16 protein-coding genes and 1 other RNA gene are annotated in these 18084 nt (G+C 59.3%); 5 read left to right on the forward strand and 12 right to left on the reverse strand.

Features of this window, described 5'->3' with window-relative positions; translation table 11 throughout:
- Nucleotides 1-6: 6 nt before the first annotated feature.
- The 3 genes from PZ897_RS07020 to PZ897_RS07030 form a co-directional block, all read right to left on the reverse strand.
- Nucleotides 7-795 carry a PhnD/SsuA/transferrin family substrate-binding protein gene (locus tag PZ897_RS07020; RefSeq protein ID WP_275751163.1) on the reverse strand — a complete coding sequence of 263 codons (789 nt, stop codon included), beginning with the start codon at nucleotides 793-795 and terminating at the stop codon, nucleotides 7-9.
- Between the two features lie 28 nt (nucleotides 796-823).
- On the reverse strand, nucleotides 824-1735 hold the full coding sequence (locus PZ897_RS07025) for a fatty acid desaturase (protein WP_275751166.1): 912 nt from the start codon (nucleotides 1733-1735) through the stop codon (nucleotides 824-826).
- Between the two features lie 137 nt (nucleotides 1736-1872).
- Nucleotides 1873-3702 carry an ABC transporter transmembrane domain-containing protein gene (locus tag PZ897_RS07030; protein ID WP_275751167.1) on the reverse strand — a complete coding sequence of 610 codons (1830 nt, stop codon included), beginning with the start codon at nucleotides 3700-3702 and terminating at the stop codon, nucleotides 1873-1875.
- Nucleotides 3703-3905: 203 nt separating this feature from the next.
- Between PZ897_RS07030 and rpmE the strand changes: the two genes are divergently transcribed.
- The gene (rpmE, locus tag PZ897_RS07035; protein ID WP_275751169.1) at nucleotides 3906-4127 is read left to right on the forward strand and encodes a 50S ribosomal protein L31; all 222 of its coding nucleotides are present in this window, start codon (nucleotides 3906-3908) and stop codon (nucleotides 4125-4127) included.
- Between the two features lie 158 nt (nucleotides 4128-4285).
- On the opposite strand, the gene PZ897_RS07040 is transcribed toward rpmE, so the two are convergent.
- Both PZ897_RS07040 and PZ897_RS07045 read right to left on the reverse strand, forming a co-directional pair.
- The gene (locus tag PZ897_RS07040; protein WP_275751171.1) at nucleotides 4286-4804 is read right to left on the reverse strand and encodes a DUF1465 family protein; all 519 of its coding nucleotides are present in this window, start codon (nucleotides 4802-4804) and stop codon (nucleotides 4286-4288) included.
- A gap of 456 nt (nucleotides 4805-5260) precedes the next feature.
- A complete protein-coding gene (locus PZ897_RS07045) occupies nucleotides 5261-5452 on the reverse strand; it encodes a DUF1192 domain-containing protein (protein ID WP_275751173.1) in 192 nt (63 codons plus the stop codon).
- A gap of 154 nt (nucleotides 5453-5606) precedes the next feature.
- On the opposite strand from PZ897_RS07045, the gene PZ897_RS07050 reads away from it, so the two are divergent.
- Complete coding sequence (locus PZ897_RS07050; RefSeq protein ID WP_275751174.1) at nucleotides 5607-6587, forward strand: NAD(P)H-quinone oxidoreductase; 981 nt, start codon at nucleotides 5607-5609, stop codon at nucleotides 6585-6587.
- Nucleotides 6588-6600: 13 nt separating this feature from the next.
- On the opposite strand, the gene PZ897_RS07055 is transcribed toward PZ897_RS07050, so the two are convergent.
- From PZ897_RS07055 to tkt, 7 genes are all read right to left on the reverse strand, one after another.
- Nucleotides 6601-7839: an MFS transporter gene (locus tag PZ897_RS07055; RefSeq protein WP_275751176.1), complete on the reverse strand. Its 1239-nt coding sequence runs from the start codon at nucleotides 7837-7839 to the stop codon at nucleotides 6601-6603.
- Nucleotides 7840-8081: 242 nt separating this feature from the next.
- Entirely contained in the window at nucleotides 8082-8831 is a 750-nt protein-coding gene (locus tag PZ897_RS07060; protein ID WP_275751178.1) for an SGNH/GDSL hydrolase family protein, read from the reverse strand.
- Nucleotides 8832-8947: 116 nt separating this feature from the next.
- Nucleotides 8948-9841: a fructose bisphosphate aldolase gene (locus tag PZ897_RS07065; RefSeq protein WP_275751180.1), complete on the reverse strand. Its 894-nt coding sequence runs from the start codon at nucleotides 9839-9841 to the stop codon at nucleotides 8948-8950.
- A gap of 164 nt (nucleotides 9842-10005) precedes the next feature.
- Nucleotides 10006-11202 (reverse strand): phosphoglycerate kinase, encoded by a 1197-nt coding sequence (locus PZ897_RS07070; RefSeq protein WP_275751181.1) that lies wholly within the window; start codon nucleotides 11200-11202, stop codon nucleotides 10006-10008.
- Nucleotides 11203-11314: 112 nt separating this feature from the next.
- A complete protein-coding gene (locus PZ897_RS07075; RefSeq protein WP_275751183.1) occupies nucleotides 11315-13114 on the reverse strand; it encodes a potassium/proton antiporter in 1800 nt (599 codons plus the stop codon).
- A 268-nt stretch (nucleotides 13115-13382) separates the two neighbouring features.
- The gene (gap, locus tag PZ897_RS07080; RefSeq protein ID WP_275751185.1) at nucleotides 13383-14393 is read right to left on the reverse strand and encodes a type I glyceraldehyde-3-phosphate dehydrogenase; all 1011 of its coding nucleotides are present in this window, start codon (nucleotides 14391-14393) and stop codon (nucleotides 13383-13385) included.
- Nucleotides 14394-14439: 46 nt separating this feature from the next.
- Complete coding sequence (tkt, locus tag PZ897_RS07085; protein WP_275751187.1) at nucleotides 14440-16431, reverse strand: transketolase; 1992 nt, start codon at nucleotides 16429-16431, stop codon at nucleotides 14440-14442.
- Between the two features lie 235 nt (nucleotides 16432-16666).
- On the opposite strand from tkt, the gene PZ897_RS07090 reads away from it, so the two are divergent.
- The 3 genes from PZ897_RS07090 (at nucleotide 16667) to ssrS (ending at nucleotide 17723) form a co-directional block, all read left to right on the forward strand.
- Complete coding sequence (locus PZ897_RS07090) at nucleotides 16667-16939, forward strand: DUF4164 domain-containing protein (protein ID WP_275751317.1); 273 nt, start codon at nucleotides 16667-16669, stop codon at nucleotides 16937-16939.
- A gap of 120 nt (nucleotides 16940-17059) precedes the next feature.
- On the forward strand, nucleotides 17060-17419 hold the full coding sequence (locus PZ897_RS07095) for a cell division protein ZapA (RefSeq protein ID WP_275751189.1): 360 nt from the start codon (nucleotides 17060-17062) through the stop codon (nucleotides 17417-17419).
- A 147-nt stretch (nucleotides 17420-17566) separates the two neighbouring features.
- Nucleotides 17567-17723: non-coding RNA, 6S RNA (gene ssrS / locus PZ897_RS07100), on the forward strand.
- Nucleotides 17724-18084 lie beyond the last annotated feature (361 nt).

Genomic DNA, 18084 nt, shown 5'->3' on the forward strand with positions numbered 1-18084 from the left:
GCGGTTTCAGCCGGTCATGCGCGGGAGAGCCTTTCCGATCGGCACAGGGACCGCAAACGGTGCATAGTCCGCTGGTTTGAAACGCTTTGATCCGGTGACAAGAACTGCCTTGCGGACCTCTTCGTCCAACCCCTGGATAGCGGCATCGACGGCATCAGCAATGATGTCTGATTGCCCGGCGTGGTTGCTGCCTGTTATCAGCGGCAACGCGGGTGTCTCGGGCGTTCTGGCAATGACCGCAAGGTCACCTGCCGCCGGCTCATGCCGCAAGGCCAACTGCCACGTCACCGCATCAATGGCGGCCCAGTCGGCCTCCGATCGGGCGACGGCCTGAATCGAGGCGCGATGGGATCCGGTTTGCAGGGGTGGAGGGCTGGAAACATGGCCGGTGGCGGCCAGAAGCCGGACCGGCGCTGCGAAGCCCGACTGCGAGTGCGCCATGTTGTAGGCAAAGCGCTTGTGCTCGAGCTCGGCCAAATTCTTCGGCTGGCGGTTTCTTCGTGCGACGAGAACGCTGTAGTAGTGGCCGGGCGCAGCACCGGTCAATTCGTGCGCCGGCGTTGCGACAAGCGTCGCGGTGTTCGCCAGCCGGTGCGCGTAGGGGTAGCCGCAGGTCTGGGACAGGATCAGATCAGGATCGGTCCAGAGTGCTTCCAGATCCATCCGCCGGTCAAGACTTGCCGGCGCCGCTATTCCGCGCTCTGTCAGTTGCCGATGAATGGCCTGCCAGAGCCTGTCAGTTTCCTTGCGGATTTCCGGCCAGTCATACATCGGGAGGGAGACCGCGCCGGTCATGGCGCCGTCTCCCGGTCGGCAGAACCGGTCACGCCCTGTTGCCCCTGCGCTTGCGTGTGGCTTCGATGGGCCAGGCAACGGGCTCCTTGGGGCGGAATCCAAAGTGGCGGAATACCTCCCAATAGCTTTCATAGCGGTAGTTGCCGTTCATCCGCAGGAACCGTGCCCTGTTCTCCCGGAAAAAGCCGGGAATACGGTACCAGGCGAGCGACGGATAGGCATGATGCACCGAGTGGAAGTTGTTGTTCAGAAACAGCAGGCTCAGCGGCCCTCTGGTCTCGATGATCACCGAACGCTGGTTGGCTTTTTCAACGGCCTGATGCTCGATGAAGGAGCGCACCATCAGCAGCCCCATGCCGAAATAGGCGGCGATGAAATAGGCTAGCGGAGAGAGAGCGCCATAGCGGCTGATCAACCAGAAGAGCACGGCGACAGCCATTGCGTGAACCACCCACACAGCGAGTATGTCGGCGTCACCGGCCCGAGCCCGCCTGTACTCGCTGCGGACAAACCCGATGCTGGCAAGCCCTGGTCCGATCGTGATCCGTCCGGCGAGCGTGTTGTTGGCCACCAGCAAGGCCTTGAACCCCGCGGGAACCGAGGCCCAGACTTCGCGGTCGAGGTAATAGCTCTCCGGGTCGTCATAGGGGTCGGTGATGTTTTCGTTGATGTGGTGATTAAGGTGACAGGATTTGAAGCGCAGGTAAGGCACCAGCACTCCGATTGGCGGGGCGATCAGGAGATCGTTGATTTTCTGGTTTCTGAAAGGATGACCGTGTAAGAATTCATGTTGGAGCGAGGAATGTAGCGTGATCGTCGGGATCAGGACCAGGACACGTATGATGTCCGGCAAGTCAGCCCACCCAAACGTCAGCAACAACCACACAGCATAGCAAACGGCTGCCAACAGCAGGGTCCGCCACTCCGCGTCATTCCGCATTGTGGATACACCTTCTAAATGTTCCCGTTATAGCCCGCGGACAGAGGTCCCATCCCCCGCGTGGCTTCCAGTCGAACAGCTCACAATTACCCTGATTTGAGGGGGATCACAAGAATGTTACCGATTGTCTCAAAAAATTATTCGCCGGCTTTCACTTTCACCGACTGCGCATCATCGAGAGTGAGCGCCTCTGCGCCGAACTCGAACTGCAAACGCGCAAGCCGGGCGTAGAGCCCGCCGCGGGCCACCAGTTGCGCATGGCTGCCCTGTTCGACGATCTGTCCCTTGTCCATGACCAGAATGCGATCAGCGCTGAGCACGGTGGCAAGGCGGTGCGCAATAACAATTGTGGTGCGGTTGTGCATCAATCCATCAAGGGCGGTCTGGACCAGTGTCTCGTTCTCGGAATCGAGCGCCGAGGTGGCCTCATCGAGCAGAAGAATCGGCGCGTCACGCAGGATGGCGCGGGCAATCGCCACCCGCTGGCGCTGGCCGCCTGACAGGGTGATGCCGCGCTCGCCCACCGGCGTCTCATACCCCTTGTCCAGTGCCATGATGAACTCATGCGCCTGCGCTGCCTTGGCGGCGGCCTCGATCTCGGCCTGGCTCGCATCCGAGCGGCCGAAGGCGATATTGTCGCCAACGCTGCCGGCGAAGATCGTCACATCCTGAGGCACCAGCGCGATACGGGCGCGCACCTCGGCCGGATCGGCGTCGCGGACATCGACATGGTCAACGAAGACTGCGCCTTCGGTCGCATCATAAAACCGCAGGATCAGTGAAAACAGCGTGGATTTTCCAGCGCCTGACGCACCGACGACGGCAACGGTTTCGCCGGGGCGGACATGGAAACTGGTTCCGGTCAGCGCCGAGGTGTCGGGCCGGGCCGGATAGGCAAAACGCACTGCGTCGAACCGGATATCGCCGATTGCGGGCGACGGCAGGGGGGTTGGCGTCGCCGGCGCGCGGATCTCGGGCACCTCGTCCAGCAGTTCGCTCAGCCGTTCGGCGGCGCCGGCGGCCTGGGAGAGTTCGCCCCAGACTTCCGACAGGGCGCCAAGGCTGCCCGCCGCAAACACCGAATACATCAGAAACTGTCCCAGGGTTCCGGGCGAGAGTTCTCCGACCAGCACCGACTGGGCACCGTACCACAAGACAGCCACCACGGATCCGAACGCCATGGAGATGGCAAAACCGGTCAGAACCGAGCGCGCCAGAATCGACTTCCGCGCCGCAGTGAAGGCGGTCTCGACCGCCTCGCTGAAGCGGGTCTGGGCGCGGGCTTCGGTGTTGAACGCCTGGACCGTGCGGGTCGCGCCGATCGCCTCACCGGCGAATGTCATGGCTTCGGCCAGGCTGTCCTGGGCAATGCGCGACCGCGCTCGCACCTTGCGGCCAAAGCCTACCAGCGGAAACACGATCAGCGGGATGGCAATAAGGACCAGGCCGGAAAGCTTGGGCGAGGTGATGAACATCATCGCACCGGCGCCGATGCACAAAATGGTATTGCGCAAGGCGAGCGAAGCGGTGGCGCCGACAGTCGATTTGATCTGGGTTGTGTCTGCGGTCAGCCGCGAAACAATTTCGCCCGAGCGGTTGGCATCGTAAAAGGCGGCGGACAGTTTCGTGACGTGGTCGAAGACGTCGCGACGGATGTCGGAGACCACCCTCTCTCCCAGGGTGATGACGAAGTAGTAGCGGCACGCCGAGGCCAGGGCCAGGATAATGGCAATCCCTGCCAGCATGGAGAAATAGGTGTTGATGAAGCCGGCATCCTGTCCAGAAAACCCATGATCGATCATCCGCCGGACAGCCAGCGGCAATGTCAGCGTGGTGACTGCTGCCAGCGACAGGAAGGCGAGAGCGCCGATGACCAGATGGGGATAGCGTCTGACATAGGGGTAAAGCCGGGTCAGCGGGCGTACCGACCGGCGCGCCGTCTTGTTTGTGTCGGATTGATCAGCCACGTCTTCTCCAGGTCTGCGCATTCAGCATCGATGCGGACCTGCAAAAACTGACGCGGCCCTTGTTATCAACTGAGCCTTCATGTATAGGCTCGCCATTGAATTGGGAAGTCGTTGTTCGGTCGGACATCGGCTTCATTTATGTGTTTGGCCAAAATGCCGCAAGCAAAGCTGCGCAGGGGCCTCCCAAAGGCAGGACAAAGAAGATGAAGGCAAACATCCACCCCGAGTACCACATGATCAAAGTGGTCATGACGGACGGCACAGAATACATGACCAAGTCGACCTGGGGCGCCGAAGGCGACACCATGAACCTCGAGATCGACCCCAAGTCGCATCCGGCATGGACCGGCGGCAATCAGCAGATGCTGGACCGTGGCGGCCGTCTCTCAAAGTTCAAGAAGCGTTTCGAAGGCCTCAGCCTCTAAGACGCTGGCCCAGCGCCGAGCATCAAGACCCGCCGGTTTTCGGCGGGTTTTTTGTTGTCAAAGTGTCGAATGCGCCTGCCCGTGACCGCGAATGCAAAAAAACCCGCGGGGAGTGCCGCGGGCTTTTTGCAATTGTGCTGGGGTGAAATGTTGCCGCGTCAGCGCTTGGCAAAGACTGTCTGCAGCAGATGCTGCTGCGCCTGGACCGAGTTTTCATTGTCGGGCTTCAGGGCTGCTGCTTCCGCGGGGCGGTAGATTTCGCGATCAAGCAACGCCACCCGGTTCTGGATGCGCAAGGAGCGCTCAACCAGATCTCTGAAGCTGTCGGGCAGATCATTCCAGCCCTGTGCCGCGCGATCGCAATTGAAGCTGTCGAGGCGGACCTTGTTTTTCTCGGCCAGAACCTGATCCCGGTTCATTTCGCCGTTGTTGACGGCGCGCTGCAGCAGCAGCCAGGACGCCATCTGCATCAGTCGCGTGGTCAGGCGCATGGATTCTGCGGCGTAGAGAACGCCAGCCAGCCGTGGCAAACCTTTCGATGCAGCCCGGCCCGGGCCATCAAGATAGTTTGCGGTCTCCTCAACAAGCCCCATACCCTCGGCGTAGAGCGCCTTGAACTGGGATGAATTTGCCATGCGATCTGCAAGGTTGACGGTGTTGAGGCTGGTTTCAGACATTGGCCGAAAATTCCTGATTGCAAAATACTGGGTAAGCGGCATTTGCTTGGCGTTTTTATCGCCGCCGAGCCTCTGTAGTCTGGCCCGAGAGCCCTGTTGCGGCAAGTTCATTCTTAAGAAAGGGTTAACGCGGTCGGTGCGCCGCAACAGCTGACAATTCTACCGGTTTTCCTGCTGTCCGGCTCCGGTTTCTGGCTTGGTCGAGGGAATCGAATACAACGGCGCACAGCCCTGCGCTGCGCTGAAAGCCACCCTAACAGGCTCTCTCGGACAGCATCAAGACAAAAAAAGAGCCGCACCAGCGGCTCTCAAGAGTTTAACAGGGAGGCGTCAGACAGTGAGACACTGGGTCAGACTGTCAAATCCAGGAAACCCGGATGCCCTAGTAAAGACTTGTAAAGCTTAACCGAAGCTTAACAAAGGAAATCTTGTTGATAACATATTGCATTGGTTGATTTATTTTATCTTGAAAAATCCTTCGGCAGCACTTCGACTTGTTGTCTTGGTGGTCTTGTCTGCTTCAAGACGCTCTATTTCGGCACGTAATACGGCGATTCGCTCCTCGAGCTCTCCGGCTGACAGGAATGTCAGGTCGGATCCGATCTCGTGGAGCTTTTCTGGTTTCGGGCGCTCATCATCTGCGAACATGTGGTCAACTCCCTCTTTGGCACACTGCGCAAACATGGACCTGCCAGGATCCACATCTTGGCTCATATGGCAGCTGCTGCTCTCGTCCGTCGGCATTGCCGTTAACCTAACCGGTGCCTAAGCTGTGGAAAAGCGACAGCAGGAGAGTGATTTGATGCGTGCAATTGAAATTCGTCAACCCGGTGGACCCGAGGTTCTCACCTTGACGACGCGGGAAAAGCCGGTCCCGGGCAAGGCCGAACTGCTGGTCAAGGTGGCCGCGGCCGGTGTGAACCGTCCCGATTGTCTGCAACGGCAGGGCGCCTATCCGCCGCCAGCGGGTGCCTCCGATATCCCGGGTCTGGAGATCGCCGGCGAAGTCGTGGAGATCGGATCTGAGGTGACGGCGTTCAAGCCGGGCGATGTTGTTTGCGGGCTGGTGCCCGGCGGTGGCTACGCAGAATATTGCAGCGTCGACGAAACCAACGCGCTGCCGGCTCCCAATGCACTGACCATGACAGAAGCAGCGGCCATCCCCGAAACCTTCTTTACGGTCTGGCACAATGTCTTCCAGCGCGGTGGGCTCAAGTCGGGCGAAACATTTCTGGTGCATGGCGGCACCTCGGGCATCGGCACGACCGCAATTCAGCTGGCCAAAGCTTTTGGTGCCCGTGTATTGGCCACCGCCGGCACTGAGGCAAAATGCTCAGCCATGCGTGAATTGGGCGCCGATCTGGCGATAAACTATCGCGACAGTGATTTTGTCGCGGCGGTCAAGGATGCGACCGATGGCAAGGGTGCGGATCTCATCCTGGATATGGTGGGTGGTGACTACATTACCCGCAATTATCAGGCGGCCGCGATCGAAGGCCGTATCGTACAGATTGCGTTCTTGCGCGGACGCAAGGCTGAAGCCGATTTTTCTCTGTTGATGATGAAGCGGCTCACTCACACAGGTTCCACACTCAGAGCCCGGGAAATCCCTTTCAAGGCGTTGATCGCCACCGAACTGCACCGCCATGTCTGGCCGCTGCTGACGGCGCGAACCGTGCTTCCGGTGCTGGACTCGATCTTTCCGCTGGAGCAGGCATCGGCCGCCCATCAGCGGATGGAGGATGGTGAGCACATCGGCAAGATCGTTCTCGACATGAGCTGAAATCCCGACACCGTCAGAGCTCGTGCGGGGCGCGGGGGTCGAGGTTGATCGATTCCGGAGTGGCCGCCCGGGCGGAGGGAATCGAGGCGAAATTCTCTCGTTCGTCGGCCGGTATGGCAGCCCGCATGCGGGTTCTAAACAGCGCATAGCCGGCAACACCGACATGGGACGCGGCAGTGACAGCGAACAGCAGATAGGGGTTGTAGGCCATGACTATGCCGCCGACGAGCGGACCAATAATCGTGCCCACCCCGTAAAGCAGCAGCAGGCCACCGGAGACGGTGACGAACTGATCGTTGTCAGCGTAATCGTTGGCGTGGGCAACGATGATCGAATACAGCGTGTAGGACATCGCGCCGTAAAGCGAAATCAGCCCAAACAGAACCGATATGCCGGATGGTTTGATGATGGTGATGGCGAGGCCCGAGATGCCGGCGGTGGCAGCGAGAGCGGCCAGTACATAGCGCCGGTCCATGCGGTCAGACATGCGCCCTGCGGGAAGTTGCATGACAGCTCCGGAAAAAATGGTGATCGACATCATGGTGGCGATGGTGAGCGCGGTCAGTTCGACATTGGCGCCGAAAACCGGCGCCAATGTGCCAAAAGCACCATTGGCGATCCCGATCAGCAGCATTGCCACGAACGAGACGGGCGAATTGCGATAGATCATCTTGAGGTCAAGCTTGACCTCTTTCAACGGCGCCGGGCTGGAGGCGTTGGATACCGCCGTGGGCAACAGCGCCAGACAATACAGAATGCCGGCAACCATGAAGAAGGTCGATTGCGAGATATCTCCGAGCGCGATGCTCATCTGGCCTGCGACAATGGCGATATAGGTAACCGTCATGTACAGCGAGAAGATCAGGCCGCGGGTCTCGTTTGTGGCGCGCTCGTTGAGCCAGCTCTCGATGATCATGAAAGCTGCCGCCAGCGAGAAGCCGGTCACGACGCGAAGCAGGATCCAGCTGATTGGGTCGACCAGCAAACCGGTCAGCAGGGCGATAATGGCAATCAATGCCGAAAACGCAGAGAAGGCGCGGACATGGCCGATGCGGCGTACCAGTCTTTGCGAGAAGATGCACCCGAGCACGAAACCGGTCGCCCAACTGGTGCCCAGCAGGCCGAGCGAGGTCGGGGAAAACCCTTCGGCGGTACCGCGCATGGGCAGCAACAGACCATGCAGACCATTGCCTGCGAGCAGGAATGCTGTGCCCAGCAGCAAGGATACGACGGGAAGAAGATTGCTGCGCATGAGGGACCGTTGTGTGGAAAGGGTTTCAGGGACTGAAGTTTGACCGGAATCACTACTGGGACCGGGATAAGCCTAGCTGATTGATCAAGATCATGACAGGTATAAGGCCAAAGCGAAAAAGGCGCGGCGCATGGCGATAAAAATACTGCTCATTCTGGTTCTGGTGGCCATGGTCCTGCACCTGATCAAGCCTTTCGGGTTGCCAGGGCTCACGCGGCGCGCCGATGTCTGGAAAATCGCTCTTATTCTGATCTTTGCAATGATGATGGCGCTGGTGCTTCGGCCAGCATGAACCGTGTCAGGTGCTGGGCCCAATGCCGGTAACCCAGGGCATTGGCATGAAATCCGTCAATGGCGAAGCCTTCGGGCCCTTCGACCGGGAGCGGCTCCACCGCGGTCGCATACCGTTCGCGGCACAACTGGGCGCCCGTCGCATTGATGATGCCGACACGCAGTCCAAGGATGAATTTCAGGGTAGGTGGCAGCGCGGGGAAATCGGACATGGACACGACCGGCGACCAGAAAACCTTGGCGTCGGGCCAGCGGGCATGGGCCGCATAAAGAAGTCCGCCAAAGCCCTTCTTGAAGGCAGACCGGCTGACGAAATTCTTGGCGTCATTGGTGCCGACCGTGACAACCACATGGGTAAAGTCGCGTTCCTCGATGTTGGGGATGACATGGTCGCGAATCTGCGCGGCAATGGCCGAATTGGCCCCGGCAATACGCCAGGACACCGCTTTGCCGCTGGCCTGGTGGAGACTCGTTGCGAGTTGTGGTCCGAGCGTGTCTTCGATCCGGCTGGCACCGACACCGGCGGCCGAAGAATCGCCTATCACCAGCAGACGGATTTCAGCCGCTCCGGTTCCAGCCTGGCCTCTCAGGCGCCCAACGGGCGGTGGAAGGCGAGGCGCAATCTTGCGGACGCCAAGACCTTTGGCGAGGGCGAGCGGCGCCAGCACCCAACTGATTGGGCCGGCAAGGAAATGGTTCATGGCGTTTATCGTCTCTCCGGGTTTGCGGCATCACCTGCTAAAAACCGGATTACCATAAAAGGCAACCCGCCATGTTGCCACGGCGGGTTGAAACAAATCCGTCTGGATGATGGCCGTCAGCCCGCGCGAGAAGCTTCAAAAATGCTGTCGATCGTGGTGGCAAGCATGGCATCAAAATCGGCATCTGTCTGGTTGTGTGACAGCCCTTCGGTCAAAGCGCGCGAGAAGGAGGCGATGACTCCGCTGTTGGCGTCGAGCAGACGGTTGGCCTCGGCGCGGGAATGGCCACCCGAGAGCGCAACAACGCGCATGACGCGCGGATCGTCAACCAGCGGCTTGTAAAGATTGGTCACTGTCGGCAACGAGAGTTTCAGCATGATCTGCTGCCCGGCCGGTATGGTGTCGAGGTGCCGTCTGATCGCCTCCAAAAGCAATTGTTCCGCTTCGGCCTTGTCGGCAATCTTGATGTTGACTTCCGGTTCGAGGATCGGCATCAGGCCGTGGTCGAGAATCTGCTTGCCGATCTCGAATTGCTGGGCGACGATTGCCTCGATCCCATCCTTGTTTGCGGCATTGATGACAGACCGCATCTTGGTGCCGAAGATGTTCTTGGCACCCGCGCGCTGCAACAGCGCATCAAGACCGCTGATTGGCTTCATCAACTGGACGCCGTTGGCGTCGTCCATCAAGCCCTTGTCGACTTTCAGGAACGGCACGATGGAGCGCGTGTCCCAGAGATAATCGGCGGTGGGAACACCATCAATCTCGCCGTCCATGGTGCGCTCAAACAGGATGGCCCCGATGACCTTTTCGCCAGTGAAGGCAGGCGACTTGATGATGCGAGCCCGCATGGCGTGGATCAGGGCAAACATCTCCTCGTCATTGGAGTAGGCGTCTTCCGCCACGCCGTAGAGCTTGAGTGCCTTGGGTGTGGAGCCGCCCGACTGGTCGAGCGCGGCTATGAAGCCGTCCTTTTCCGCCATCTGTTGCGCCATGGTTGTGTTCATCATGCCTAACCCCTGTATGACAGTATCTTGCGGATGCTTTAACAGATGCGGCGATGTGGAGAGAATAGGCTGGCGGCGGCTTGAATCGATTGAAAAAAATTCAATCGTTTGAAAGGCTTGGAGAAGTGCCTCTAGGGTTAATGGGCGGGGGGCGCGCGCTGTTTTTCCTAGCCTTCCAGAACCTCGACGCCGGGCAGGGGCTTGCCTTCCATCCATTCAAGGAACGCGCCGCCGGCGGTGGAGACATAGCTGAAATCGTCTGTCACGCCGGCAGCGTTCAGCGCAGAGACAGTGTCGCCGCCGCCGGCAACCGAGACCAGCAACCCCTCTTCGGTGCGGCTGGCGGCATGGCGGGCGGCGGCGAGCGTGGCTGTGTCAAACGGCGGTATTTCAAACGCGCCGAGCGGGCCATTCCAGACCAGGGTGTCGGCCTTGGTGATCCAGGCCTTGACGGCTTCAACCGACTTCGGTCCCACGTCAAGCATCATTGCGTCTGCGGGAATGGCCTCGACGTCAACGGTTTCGGCGTCGGCGCCGGCCTTGAATTCGCGGGCGACGACGGCGTCCACCGGCAGCACCAAAGTGCAGCCTGAGGCTTGGGCTTGCTGTTCGATGTCCCGGGCGGTGGCTGCCAGATCGTGCTCGCAGAGCGATTGCCCGACATCGACGCCGCGGGCGGCCAGGAATGTGTTGGCCATGCCGCCGCCGATCACCAGTGCATCGACCTGCTTGACCAGGTTCTTGAGCAAATCGATCTTGGTGGAGACCTTGGCGCCGCCGACGATGGCGACAACCGGGCGGGCGGGATTGCCGAGGCCCTTTTCAAGGGCGATCAACTCGGCCTGCATGGTGCGTCCGGCATAGGCGGGCAGAAAATGGGCCAGTCCTTCGGTCGACGCATGGGCGCGATGGGCAGCCGAGAACGCATCATTGACATAGATGTCTCCGTTTGCGGACAGCGCCTTGGCGAAATCGGGGTCGTTTCCTTCTTCGCCCGCATGAAACCGGGTGTTTTCCAAGAGCAGAATATCACCATCGACCATCGCCTCGACGGCCTCCCGCGCCGGCTCTCCGATACAGTCGGCGGCAAAATGGACACGGTGATCGAGTACGCTTTCGACAATGCCGGCAATGGAAGCGAGCGACATGGACGGAACCGCTTTGCCCTTGGGGCGGCCGAAATGGGCCAGCAGAATGACGCGGGCGCCCTTGCCCGACAGTTCCATGATGGTGGGCGCGACCCGTTTAATGCGGGTGGTGTCGGTAACCTTGCCATCCTTGACCGGAACATTGAGATCGACGCGCACCAGGACCCGCCTGCCGGAAAGGTCGTTCAGGTCGTCGAGTGTCTTGAAAGCGGTCATGGCGGGTTCCGTTCATCGGGTTGCTGTCCTGCGGGATTTCGGCGCGGAGATTACACCGGTTCCGATCCGACGCAAGGCGAGGAGAAGAAAAACCTGGCTCTGGCGGCGAGCTTCAGGTTTGGCGTTTGCGGGCGTAGTCCCTGACCATCTGAATGATCTCCCGCAAGTTCAGGAACAGCGGCAGACGGCTGACCGCTGCGACGGGTTCAAGCGAAATCCCGATCGTCTTCGCAGCGCCCTGTTCGTCGGTCTGGCGAACAATGAGGATAATACGACCGATCCTGACCCGGTCGGCATAGTCGGGCTTTCCGCCCAGGCGTTGCTCCATCAATTCGGCAATCGTCATGGATTTATCCGCATCGCTGAGCAGTCCCGGCCCGTAGGCGCGGTCGAGTTCTTCGCCGCTCCGGGAAGGGTCGATGGTGAATGTGCCGAAGAATTCGGTGTCGTTTGCGCTGACTGCGACCTTGGAGGCGAAAAGGCGGTCGAGGAGGCGGGAATACCCCGGAGCAATGAACAGATAGACCTGATCATTTTCGCGCAGCCGTCCGGCATATTGATAGCGCATGGACTTGCCGTCGCGAATCACCAGCGAAGGCCGCGCCCAGCGGGGGATTCGTTCGCCGCGCAGGACCGGACTGTCGGCGACAACACGGTAGGCGAGAAGTTCGTGGTTGGCGGTTCCAGGCAGGTCGAGTTCAAGCTTGTCGATGGCGCCGATCTGTGGTGGCACGATCAAGCCAAGGCGGCGGGCGATCGGCTTGATTGTCCAGCCCTGGATAGCGAGCGAGACCATCACCACGATGAAGGTGGTGTTGAAGTAGAGTTGCCCGTTCTCCAGATTGCCGAGGATCGGCAGAATCGCCAGCAGGATGGAGACGGCGCCACGCAAGCCGACCCAGGCAACGAAGCCGGTCTCGCGCTGGTTCAGGTCAAATGGCAAGAGACACAGCCAGACAGCCAGGGGCCGGGCAATGAAAACCAGAAAGATCGCCAGTCCGATTGCCGGGAGCGCGATCTGCGGAAACTGCGAGGGTGTTGCAAGCAGACCAAGCACGAGAAACATGACGATCTGCGCCAGCCAGGTCATGCCTTCCTGGAAGCGCCTGATCGAGGCTTTGGACTGCATCTTCTTGTTGCCGGCATAGATGCCTGCAACATATACGGCGAGAAAGCCGCTGCCGCCAATCGCCGAGGTGTAGGCAAAGACCAGCAGGGCAAGGCTCAGCACGAAGATCGGGGCGAGGCCGCGTTCCACCGGTACACGGCGAATGATCTGCACAATCAGGACACCGCCGCCCAGACCAAGCACCAGGCCAAGGCCGATTTGCTCGACAAACAGGATCAGCAGATCCGGGCCGGCGCTCTCCAGTCCCTCGCCGCTGGCGATGATGCCGACAAGGGCAGCAGTCAGAAAGATTGCCATCGGGTCGTTGGTTCCGGATTCGACTTCCAAAGTCGAGCGGACCTTGTCCTGGATGTTGATGCCGCCGGCACGCAGCAGAAAGAAAACCGCGGCAGCGTCTGTGGAGCCGACGATAGAGCCCAAAAGCAGGCCTTCCAGCCAGGAGAAGCCGAGCAGAAAGCGTGCCGCGAGACCGAACAGAATGGCCGTGAACAGGACACCGACTGTGGCCAGCGTCAGTGCGGGCATGGCCGCCTGCCTGAACGACTGCAACGAGGTTCCGTAACCGGAATCAAACAGAATGATCGCAAGTGCGATCGATCCGAGCATGTAGGCTGCGGAATTGTTGGAAAAGTCGATGCCGAGTCCGTCGACGCCGGCAACCAGCCCGATGAGCAGAAACAGCAGCAGCAGCGGCGCCCCGAAACGTTCCGCCAGGAGGCTTGAAAAGGCGGCAATGAGGATGAGTGACATCGATGCCAATGTCACAATGTAGAATGTGTCCAACCGGGGTCCCTTGTCCTGATTGTCTGCAAGTCGCGCGTGTTTCGCCGAGTATGGAAGCTGGCGGCAACCTGAGCAATGTTGCGTTGTCGTAAAACGACACTGTTTTAGAAACAAGGTGGGATTTGGGCCTGTTTCCGCTTCCCCGGACAATCATTTTCTGGCGCGGTTGCCGATCTCTGGAATCAACACCGCCACCATTTTTTCAAATGGTGGCGGTGCAACGACGAGATATTGGTCTGAGCCGTTTACCGGCAGAATGGCAGCGGACCTAAATCAGCTTGGCCATGGCGACAGCGGTGTCGCCCATGCGGTTGGAGAAGCCCCATTCATTGTCATACCAGGTCAGGATCGAGCACAAGGTGCCCTCCATCACCTTGGTCTGGTCCATGTGGAATACGGACGAATGCGGGTTGTGGTTGAAGTCGATGGAAACATTGGGCTCGTCGGTATAGCCGAGAATGCCCTTCAACGGGCCATCAGCGGCTTCGCGGATCGCCTTGTTGATTTCCTCGACGGAGGTGGCGCGGTTGGCGATGAACTTCAGGTCAACAACCGAGACATTGGGGGTGGGGACGCGAATGGACATGCCATCGAGCTTGCCATTGAGGTCGGGCAGGACCAGACCCACGGCCTTGGCGGCCCCGGTCGATGTCGGGATCATCGACACTGCCGCAGCGCGGCCGCGGTAGAGATCCTGGTGCATGGTGTCGAGAGTCGGCTGGTCACCAGTGTAGGAATGGATCGTGGTCATCATGCCCTTTTCAATGCCGATGGCATTGTGCAGCACATGGGCGACGGGGGCCAGGCAGTTGGTCGTGCACGACGCGTTGGAGACAATAATGTCATCCTTGGTCAGCAAAGTGTGGTTGACGCCATAGACGATGGTCTTGTCCGCACCCGCCGAAGGAGCCGACACCAGAACCCGCTTGGCGCCGGCTTCGAGGTGAAAGGCTGCCTTGTCCTTGGCGGTGAAGATGCCTGTGCATTCCATCACGATGTCGATGCCGAGATCGGCCCAGGGCAGGTTCTTCGGGTCGCGTTCGGCAAACACCTTGAACGAGTCGCCGCCTTCGATGCGGATGATGTCGCCGTCCACTTCAACGGACTTGGGGAATTTGCCGTGGACTGAGTCCCAGCGCAACAGGTGGGCATTGGTTTCAACCGGACCGAGATCGTTGATCGCTACGATGTCGATATCGGTGCGACCTGATTCATAAATGGCGCGCACAACATTGCGGCCGATACGGCCAAATCCGTTGATGGCAATCTTGGTCTTCATGCTAGTCCTCCGTCCTGGGTCTGAGGGTGCCTGTACCGATCCACGATCAGGCTTCATCATGTAAACGGGCTTCGACCGCGGCAACCGCTGCCTCGGCGGTGATGCCGAAATGCTCGTAGAGTTCCTTGTAGGGCGCAGATGCTCCGAACCCGGTCATGCCGACAAACAGGCCGCCCGAACCGATAAAACGATCCCATCCCTGGCGGATGCCGGCTTCGATGGCGATCTTGACCCGGGACTCTCCGATAACGGCTCTCTTGTACTCCGTCGACTGCTCTTCGAACAACTCAAAACAAGGCACAGAGACCACGCGGGTGGTGTGGCCATTCGCCTCAAGCATCTTCCGGGCTTCAAGGGCAATTTCGATTTCCGAACCGGAGGCGAAGATGGTGACTTCGGCTTCACTGACCGAAACCAGATCATAGGCGCCGAAGGCAGAAAGATTTTCCTCGGTGAAACCGGTGCGCACAGTGGGCAGATTCTGACGTGTCAGCGCGATGCCGCTGGGACGGTTTTCCTGCTCCAGCGCAATCTGCCAGCATTCCGCGGTTTCGGCCGCGTCGGCGGGGCGGAACATCAACAGATTTGGTATGGCGCGCAGAGCCGCCATGTGTTCGACTGGCTGGTGGGTCGGTCCGTCCTCTCCCAGGCCGATGGAGTCGTGCGTCAGCACATGAATGACCCGGATGCCCATCAACGCTGCCAGACGGATCGAAGGCCGGCAGTAATCGGAGAAAATCAGAAATCCGCCGGAATAGGGAATCAGTCCGCCATGCAGCGCGATGCCGTTCATCATGGCAGCCATGCCATGTTCGCGTATGCCGTAATGGATGTAGCGTCCCGAAAAGTCATCCGGTGTTATCGCTTTGGTCTGACTGGTGCGGGTGTTGTTGGAGCCGGTCAGATCTGCTGATCCGCCAAGGGTTTCAGGCACCACGCCATTGATGACTTCCAGGGCCATTTCCGAGGCCTTGCGGGTGGCAACATTGGGCAGATCCTCAGCGAGTTGCTTTTTATAGGCAATGATGGCGGGATCAAATCCACCGGGCAATTCGCCGCTCATCCGGCGCTCGAAGGCCATGCGGGTGCTGTTTTCTGCAGCCGCCAGCCGTGTTTCCCAGGCTTTCCGGTCCTTCACCGAGCGGAGGCCGGCCAGACGCCAGGTATCAAGAATGTCGGACGGGATGTCGAAAGGCTCTTCATTCCAGCCGAGCGCTGCGCGCGTGCCGGCGATTTCCTTGTCACCCAATGGCGAGCCGTGGGCGCCGGCGGTGCCGGACTTGTTGGGCGCGCCAAAGCCGATCACTGTCTTGGCGGCAATCAGTGTGGGCCGGTCGGATTTCTGAGCGGCTTCGATGGCCTGTGCAATGGCATCGGGATCATGGCCGTCAATGTCGAGAGTGTTCCAGCCCGATGCACCGAAGCGGGCCAGCTGATCGGTTGAATCGGTCAGCGAGACCGGGCCATCGATCGAGATCGAGTTGTTGTCCCAGAACAGAATGAGCTTGTTGAGCTTGAGGTGCCCTGCCAGAGTGATGGCTTCCTGGCTGATGCCCTCCATCAGGCAGCCGTCGCCGGCGAGCACATAGGTGTAGTGTTCGACCAGGTCGGAGCCGAACTCGGCGGCGAGCTTGCGTTCGGCAATCGCCATGCCGACCGCGTTGCCGATGCCCTGACCGAGCGGGCCGGTGGTGGTCTCGATGCCGGCTGCGTGGCCATATTCCGGATGGCCGGCAGTGGGAGAGCCCAGTTGACGGAAATTCTTGATATCCTCCAGCGAGATGTCGTCATATCCGAGCAGATAGAGCAGCGAATAGATCAGCATCGAGCCATGCCCGGCGGAGAGTACAAACCGATCACGATCCGGCCAGTCGGGCATTTTCGGGTCAAAGCTGAGATAGCGAGAAAAAAGCACCGTGGCGATGTCGGCAGCACCCATCGGCAAGCCGGGGTGTCCGGATTTGGCTTTCTCTACAGCATCCATTGACAGAAACCGGATTGCATTTGCCATCCGGTCGTGTTTTTCGCGTGAAATCATGGTGGGTCCGCCTGGTAGCGTTCAAGTCAGGTCCGGACCATGTGTGGACCGGATCGAAGGCCGCGCACACATAGCATTTGCCCCACGGGAGTCAATAATGGCCGAGGCTGCATACGGCTGGGGATGCGCGGTGTCGTTTTGTTGACGACGTGTTCGGCTGATGCGTAAAGTAGCGCTCACAAGTATCGGGAATTCAAGCGATTCGGCTTGTAATCCAGATTCGGGGAAGCTGATGATGCCGGCTGAAACAACAGCGAAATCTGCACTTGAAGCTCTAAACAAAGCCTTGGATCAGCTGGACAATGAAGTTGACCGGCGAGTCGAGGCGAGCCGTAATTCGACCGAAGCGGCGGCGGAACTGGACCGGATGATCGAGGATCGCTCTCGCATCGCGCTCGAACTTGACCAATCGCAGGACCGGGCCAACCGTCTGGAAGAAGCCAACCGCGAGGTGTCGCGCAGGCTGGTAACAGCCATGGAAACCATCAGGGCGGTTCTCGACCGCTGAGAGATATGGTCCTTGGACGGCATTATGCCCCGGCTGCGAAATTTCCGGGTTGCGAATGGTGCGGGAAACGGGTCTGGTTTGGCCGAAATGCGTCAGGGCAATTAGAACAGGATGTGTTGAATGGCTCAGGTCACGGTTATCATTGACAGCAAGACCTATCGGATGGCCTGCGAGGAGGGGCAGGAAGAGCACCTGAGTGAGCTTGCTGGCCGTTTTGACCGCTATGTCGGACATCTCAAGGGACAATTTGGAGAAATCGGCGATTTGCGCATTACCGTCATGGCCGGGATCATGGTGATGGATGAGCTGCATGAGTTGCAGCGGCGGATGCGTGGAATCGAAGCCGAAGTCGAGACCCTGAAGAAAACCCGCGATACGGCGCTGACCAAGGTCGACAAGGCCGACCAGGATCTGGCCCAGGCGTTGAGCGAGGTCACGGGCAGGATCGAGATGATCGCCGGCAAACTCGCCGGGCGCTGATCGCCGCGAGGGCGCGGTTCATTCCGATCCGCGAAATCATTATTGCATCAGATCGGCTCAAGGGACGGCTGCCTCACCTGGCGGAGATAAATCGGCGCCTAGCGATTTGCTCATTGGAGTTGGGCACGCGATGACCTATATAGCAGAAGCGATCTGCGCCTCTCGACAGGATACACTTTCCCTGGGGCCTTAATTGATCCAAAGGGTGCTGTCCCTGACCGGACTCGTGGGTCCGGACATATGGTGCCCACCTACGTTGTAGGTTCCCAGGATCAATACATCCATCGGCTGTTGTGGATCGCGCTTTTTCCGTTCACGGATATATGCAAGACCAGAGCCTTAGTCGATCAAGCCCTGTTTCATGGCCCGCGCAATTGCCTCGACCATTGTCGTGGCCATCAGCTTCGTCCGGGCGGACTGCAATTGCTGCTCGACGGATTTAGGGCAGATGCTGAAATTTTTTGCAATCATGGCAAGGGGCTTGCCTCTTGCCGCCGATTGCAGGCACACTCTTTCCGTATGGGTCAAGCGATCAGGTGGTTGAGTCATGAATATCCGCAATTGATTTCATAGAAATTTTTTTGATTATGCCTGTTTTTTTAGGCCCAGCCGCCGGCTTGCGGCAAATGAAAATACCCAGTGTCGTATACAAACCATTTTGGACG

Origin of the sequence: Hoeflea sp. YIM 152468 (assembly GCF_029210485.1) — a bacterium.
In the GTDB taxonomy this organism is placed as follows: Bacteria; Pseudomonadota; Alphaproteobacteria; order Rhizobiales; family Rhizobiaceae; genus Hoeflea.

Excerpts from the sequence above, each read along its gene's own strand:
- PZ897_RS07020 (WP_275751163.1), bottom strand. The coding sequence starts at position 795 with ATGACCGGCGCGGTCTCCCTCCCGATGTATGACTGGCCGGAAATCCGC.
- PZ897_RS07025 (WP_275751166.1), bottom strand. The coding sequence starts at position 1,735 with ATGCGGAATGACGCGGAGTGGCGGACCCTGCTGTTGGCAGCCGTTTGC.
- rpmE (WP_275751169.1), top strand. The coding sequence starts at position 3,906 with ATGAAGGCAAACATCCACCCCGAGTACCACATGATCAAAGTGGTCATG.
- PZ897_RS07040 (WP_275751171.1), bottom strand. The coding sequence starts at position 4,804 with ATGTCTGAAACCAGCCTCAACACCGTCAACCTTGCAGATCGCATGGCA.
- PZ897_RS07045 (WP_275751173.1), bottom strand. The coding sequence starts at position 5,452 with ATGTTCGCAGATGATGAGCGCCCGAAACCAGAAAAGCTCCACGAGATC.
- PZ897_RS07050 (WP_275751174.1), top strand. The coding sequence starts at position 5,607 with ATGCGTGCAATTGAAATTCGTCAACCCGGTGGACCCGAGGTTCTCACC.
- PZ897_RS07055 (WP_275751176.1), bottom strand. The coding sequence starts at position 7,839 with ATGCGCAGCAATCTTCTTCCCGTCGTATCCTTGCTGCTGGGCACAGCA.
- PZ897_RS07060 (WP_275751178.1), bottom strand. The coding sequence starts at position 8,831 with ATGAACCATTTCCTTGCCGGCCCAATCAGTTGGGTGCTGGCGCCGCTC.
- PZ897_RS07065 (WP_275751180.1), bottom strand. The coding sequence starts at position 9,841 with ATGATGAACACAACCATGGCGCAACAGATGGCGGAAAAGGACGGCTTC.
- PZ897_RS07070 (WP_275751181.1), bottom strand. The coding sequence starts at position 11,202 with ATGACCGCTTTCAAGACACTCGACGACCTGAACGACCTTTCCGGCAGG.
- gap (WP_275751185.1), bottom strand. The coding sequence starts at position 14,393 with ATGAAGACCAAGATTGCCATCAACGGATTTGGCCGTATCGGCCGCAAT.
- tkt (WP_275751187.1), bottom strand. The coding sequence starts at position 16,431 with ATGATTTCACGCGAAAAACACGACCGGATGGCAAATGCAATCCGGTTT.
- PZ897_RS07090 (WP_275751317.1), top strand. The coding sequence starts at position 16,667 with ATGCCGGCTGAAACAACAGCGAAATCTGCACTTGAAGCTCTAAACAAA.
- PZ897_RS07095 (WP_275751189.1), top strand. The coding sequence starts at position 17,060 with ATGGCTCAGGTCACGGTTATCATTGACAGCAAGACCTATCGGATGGCC.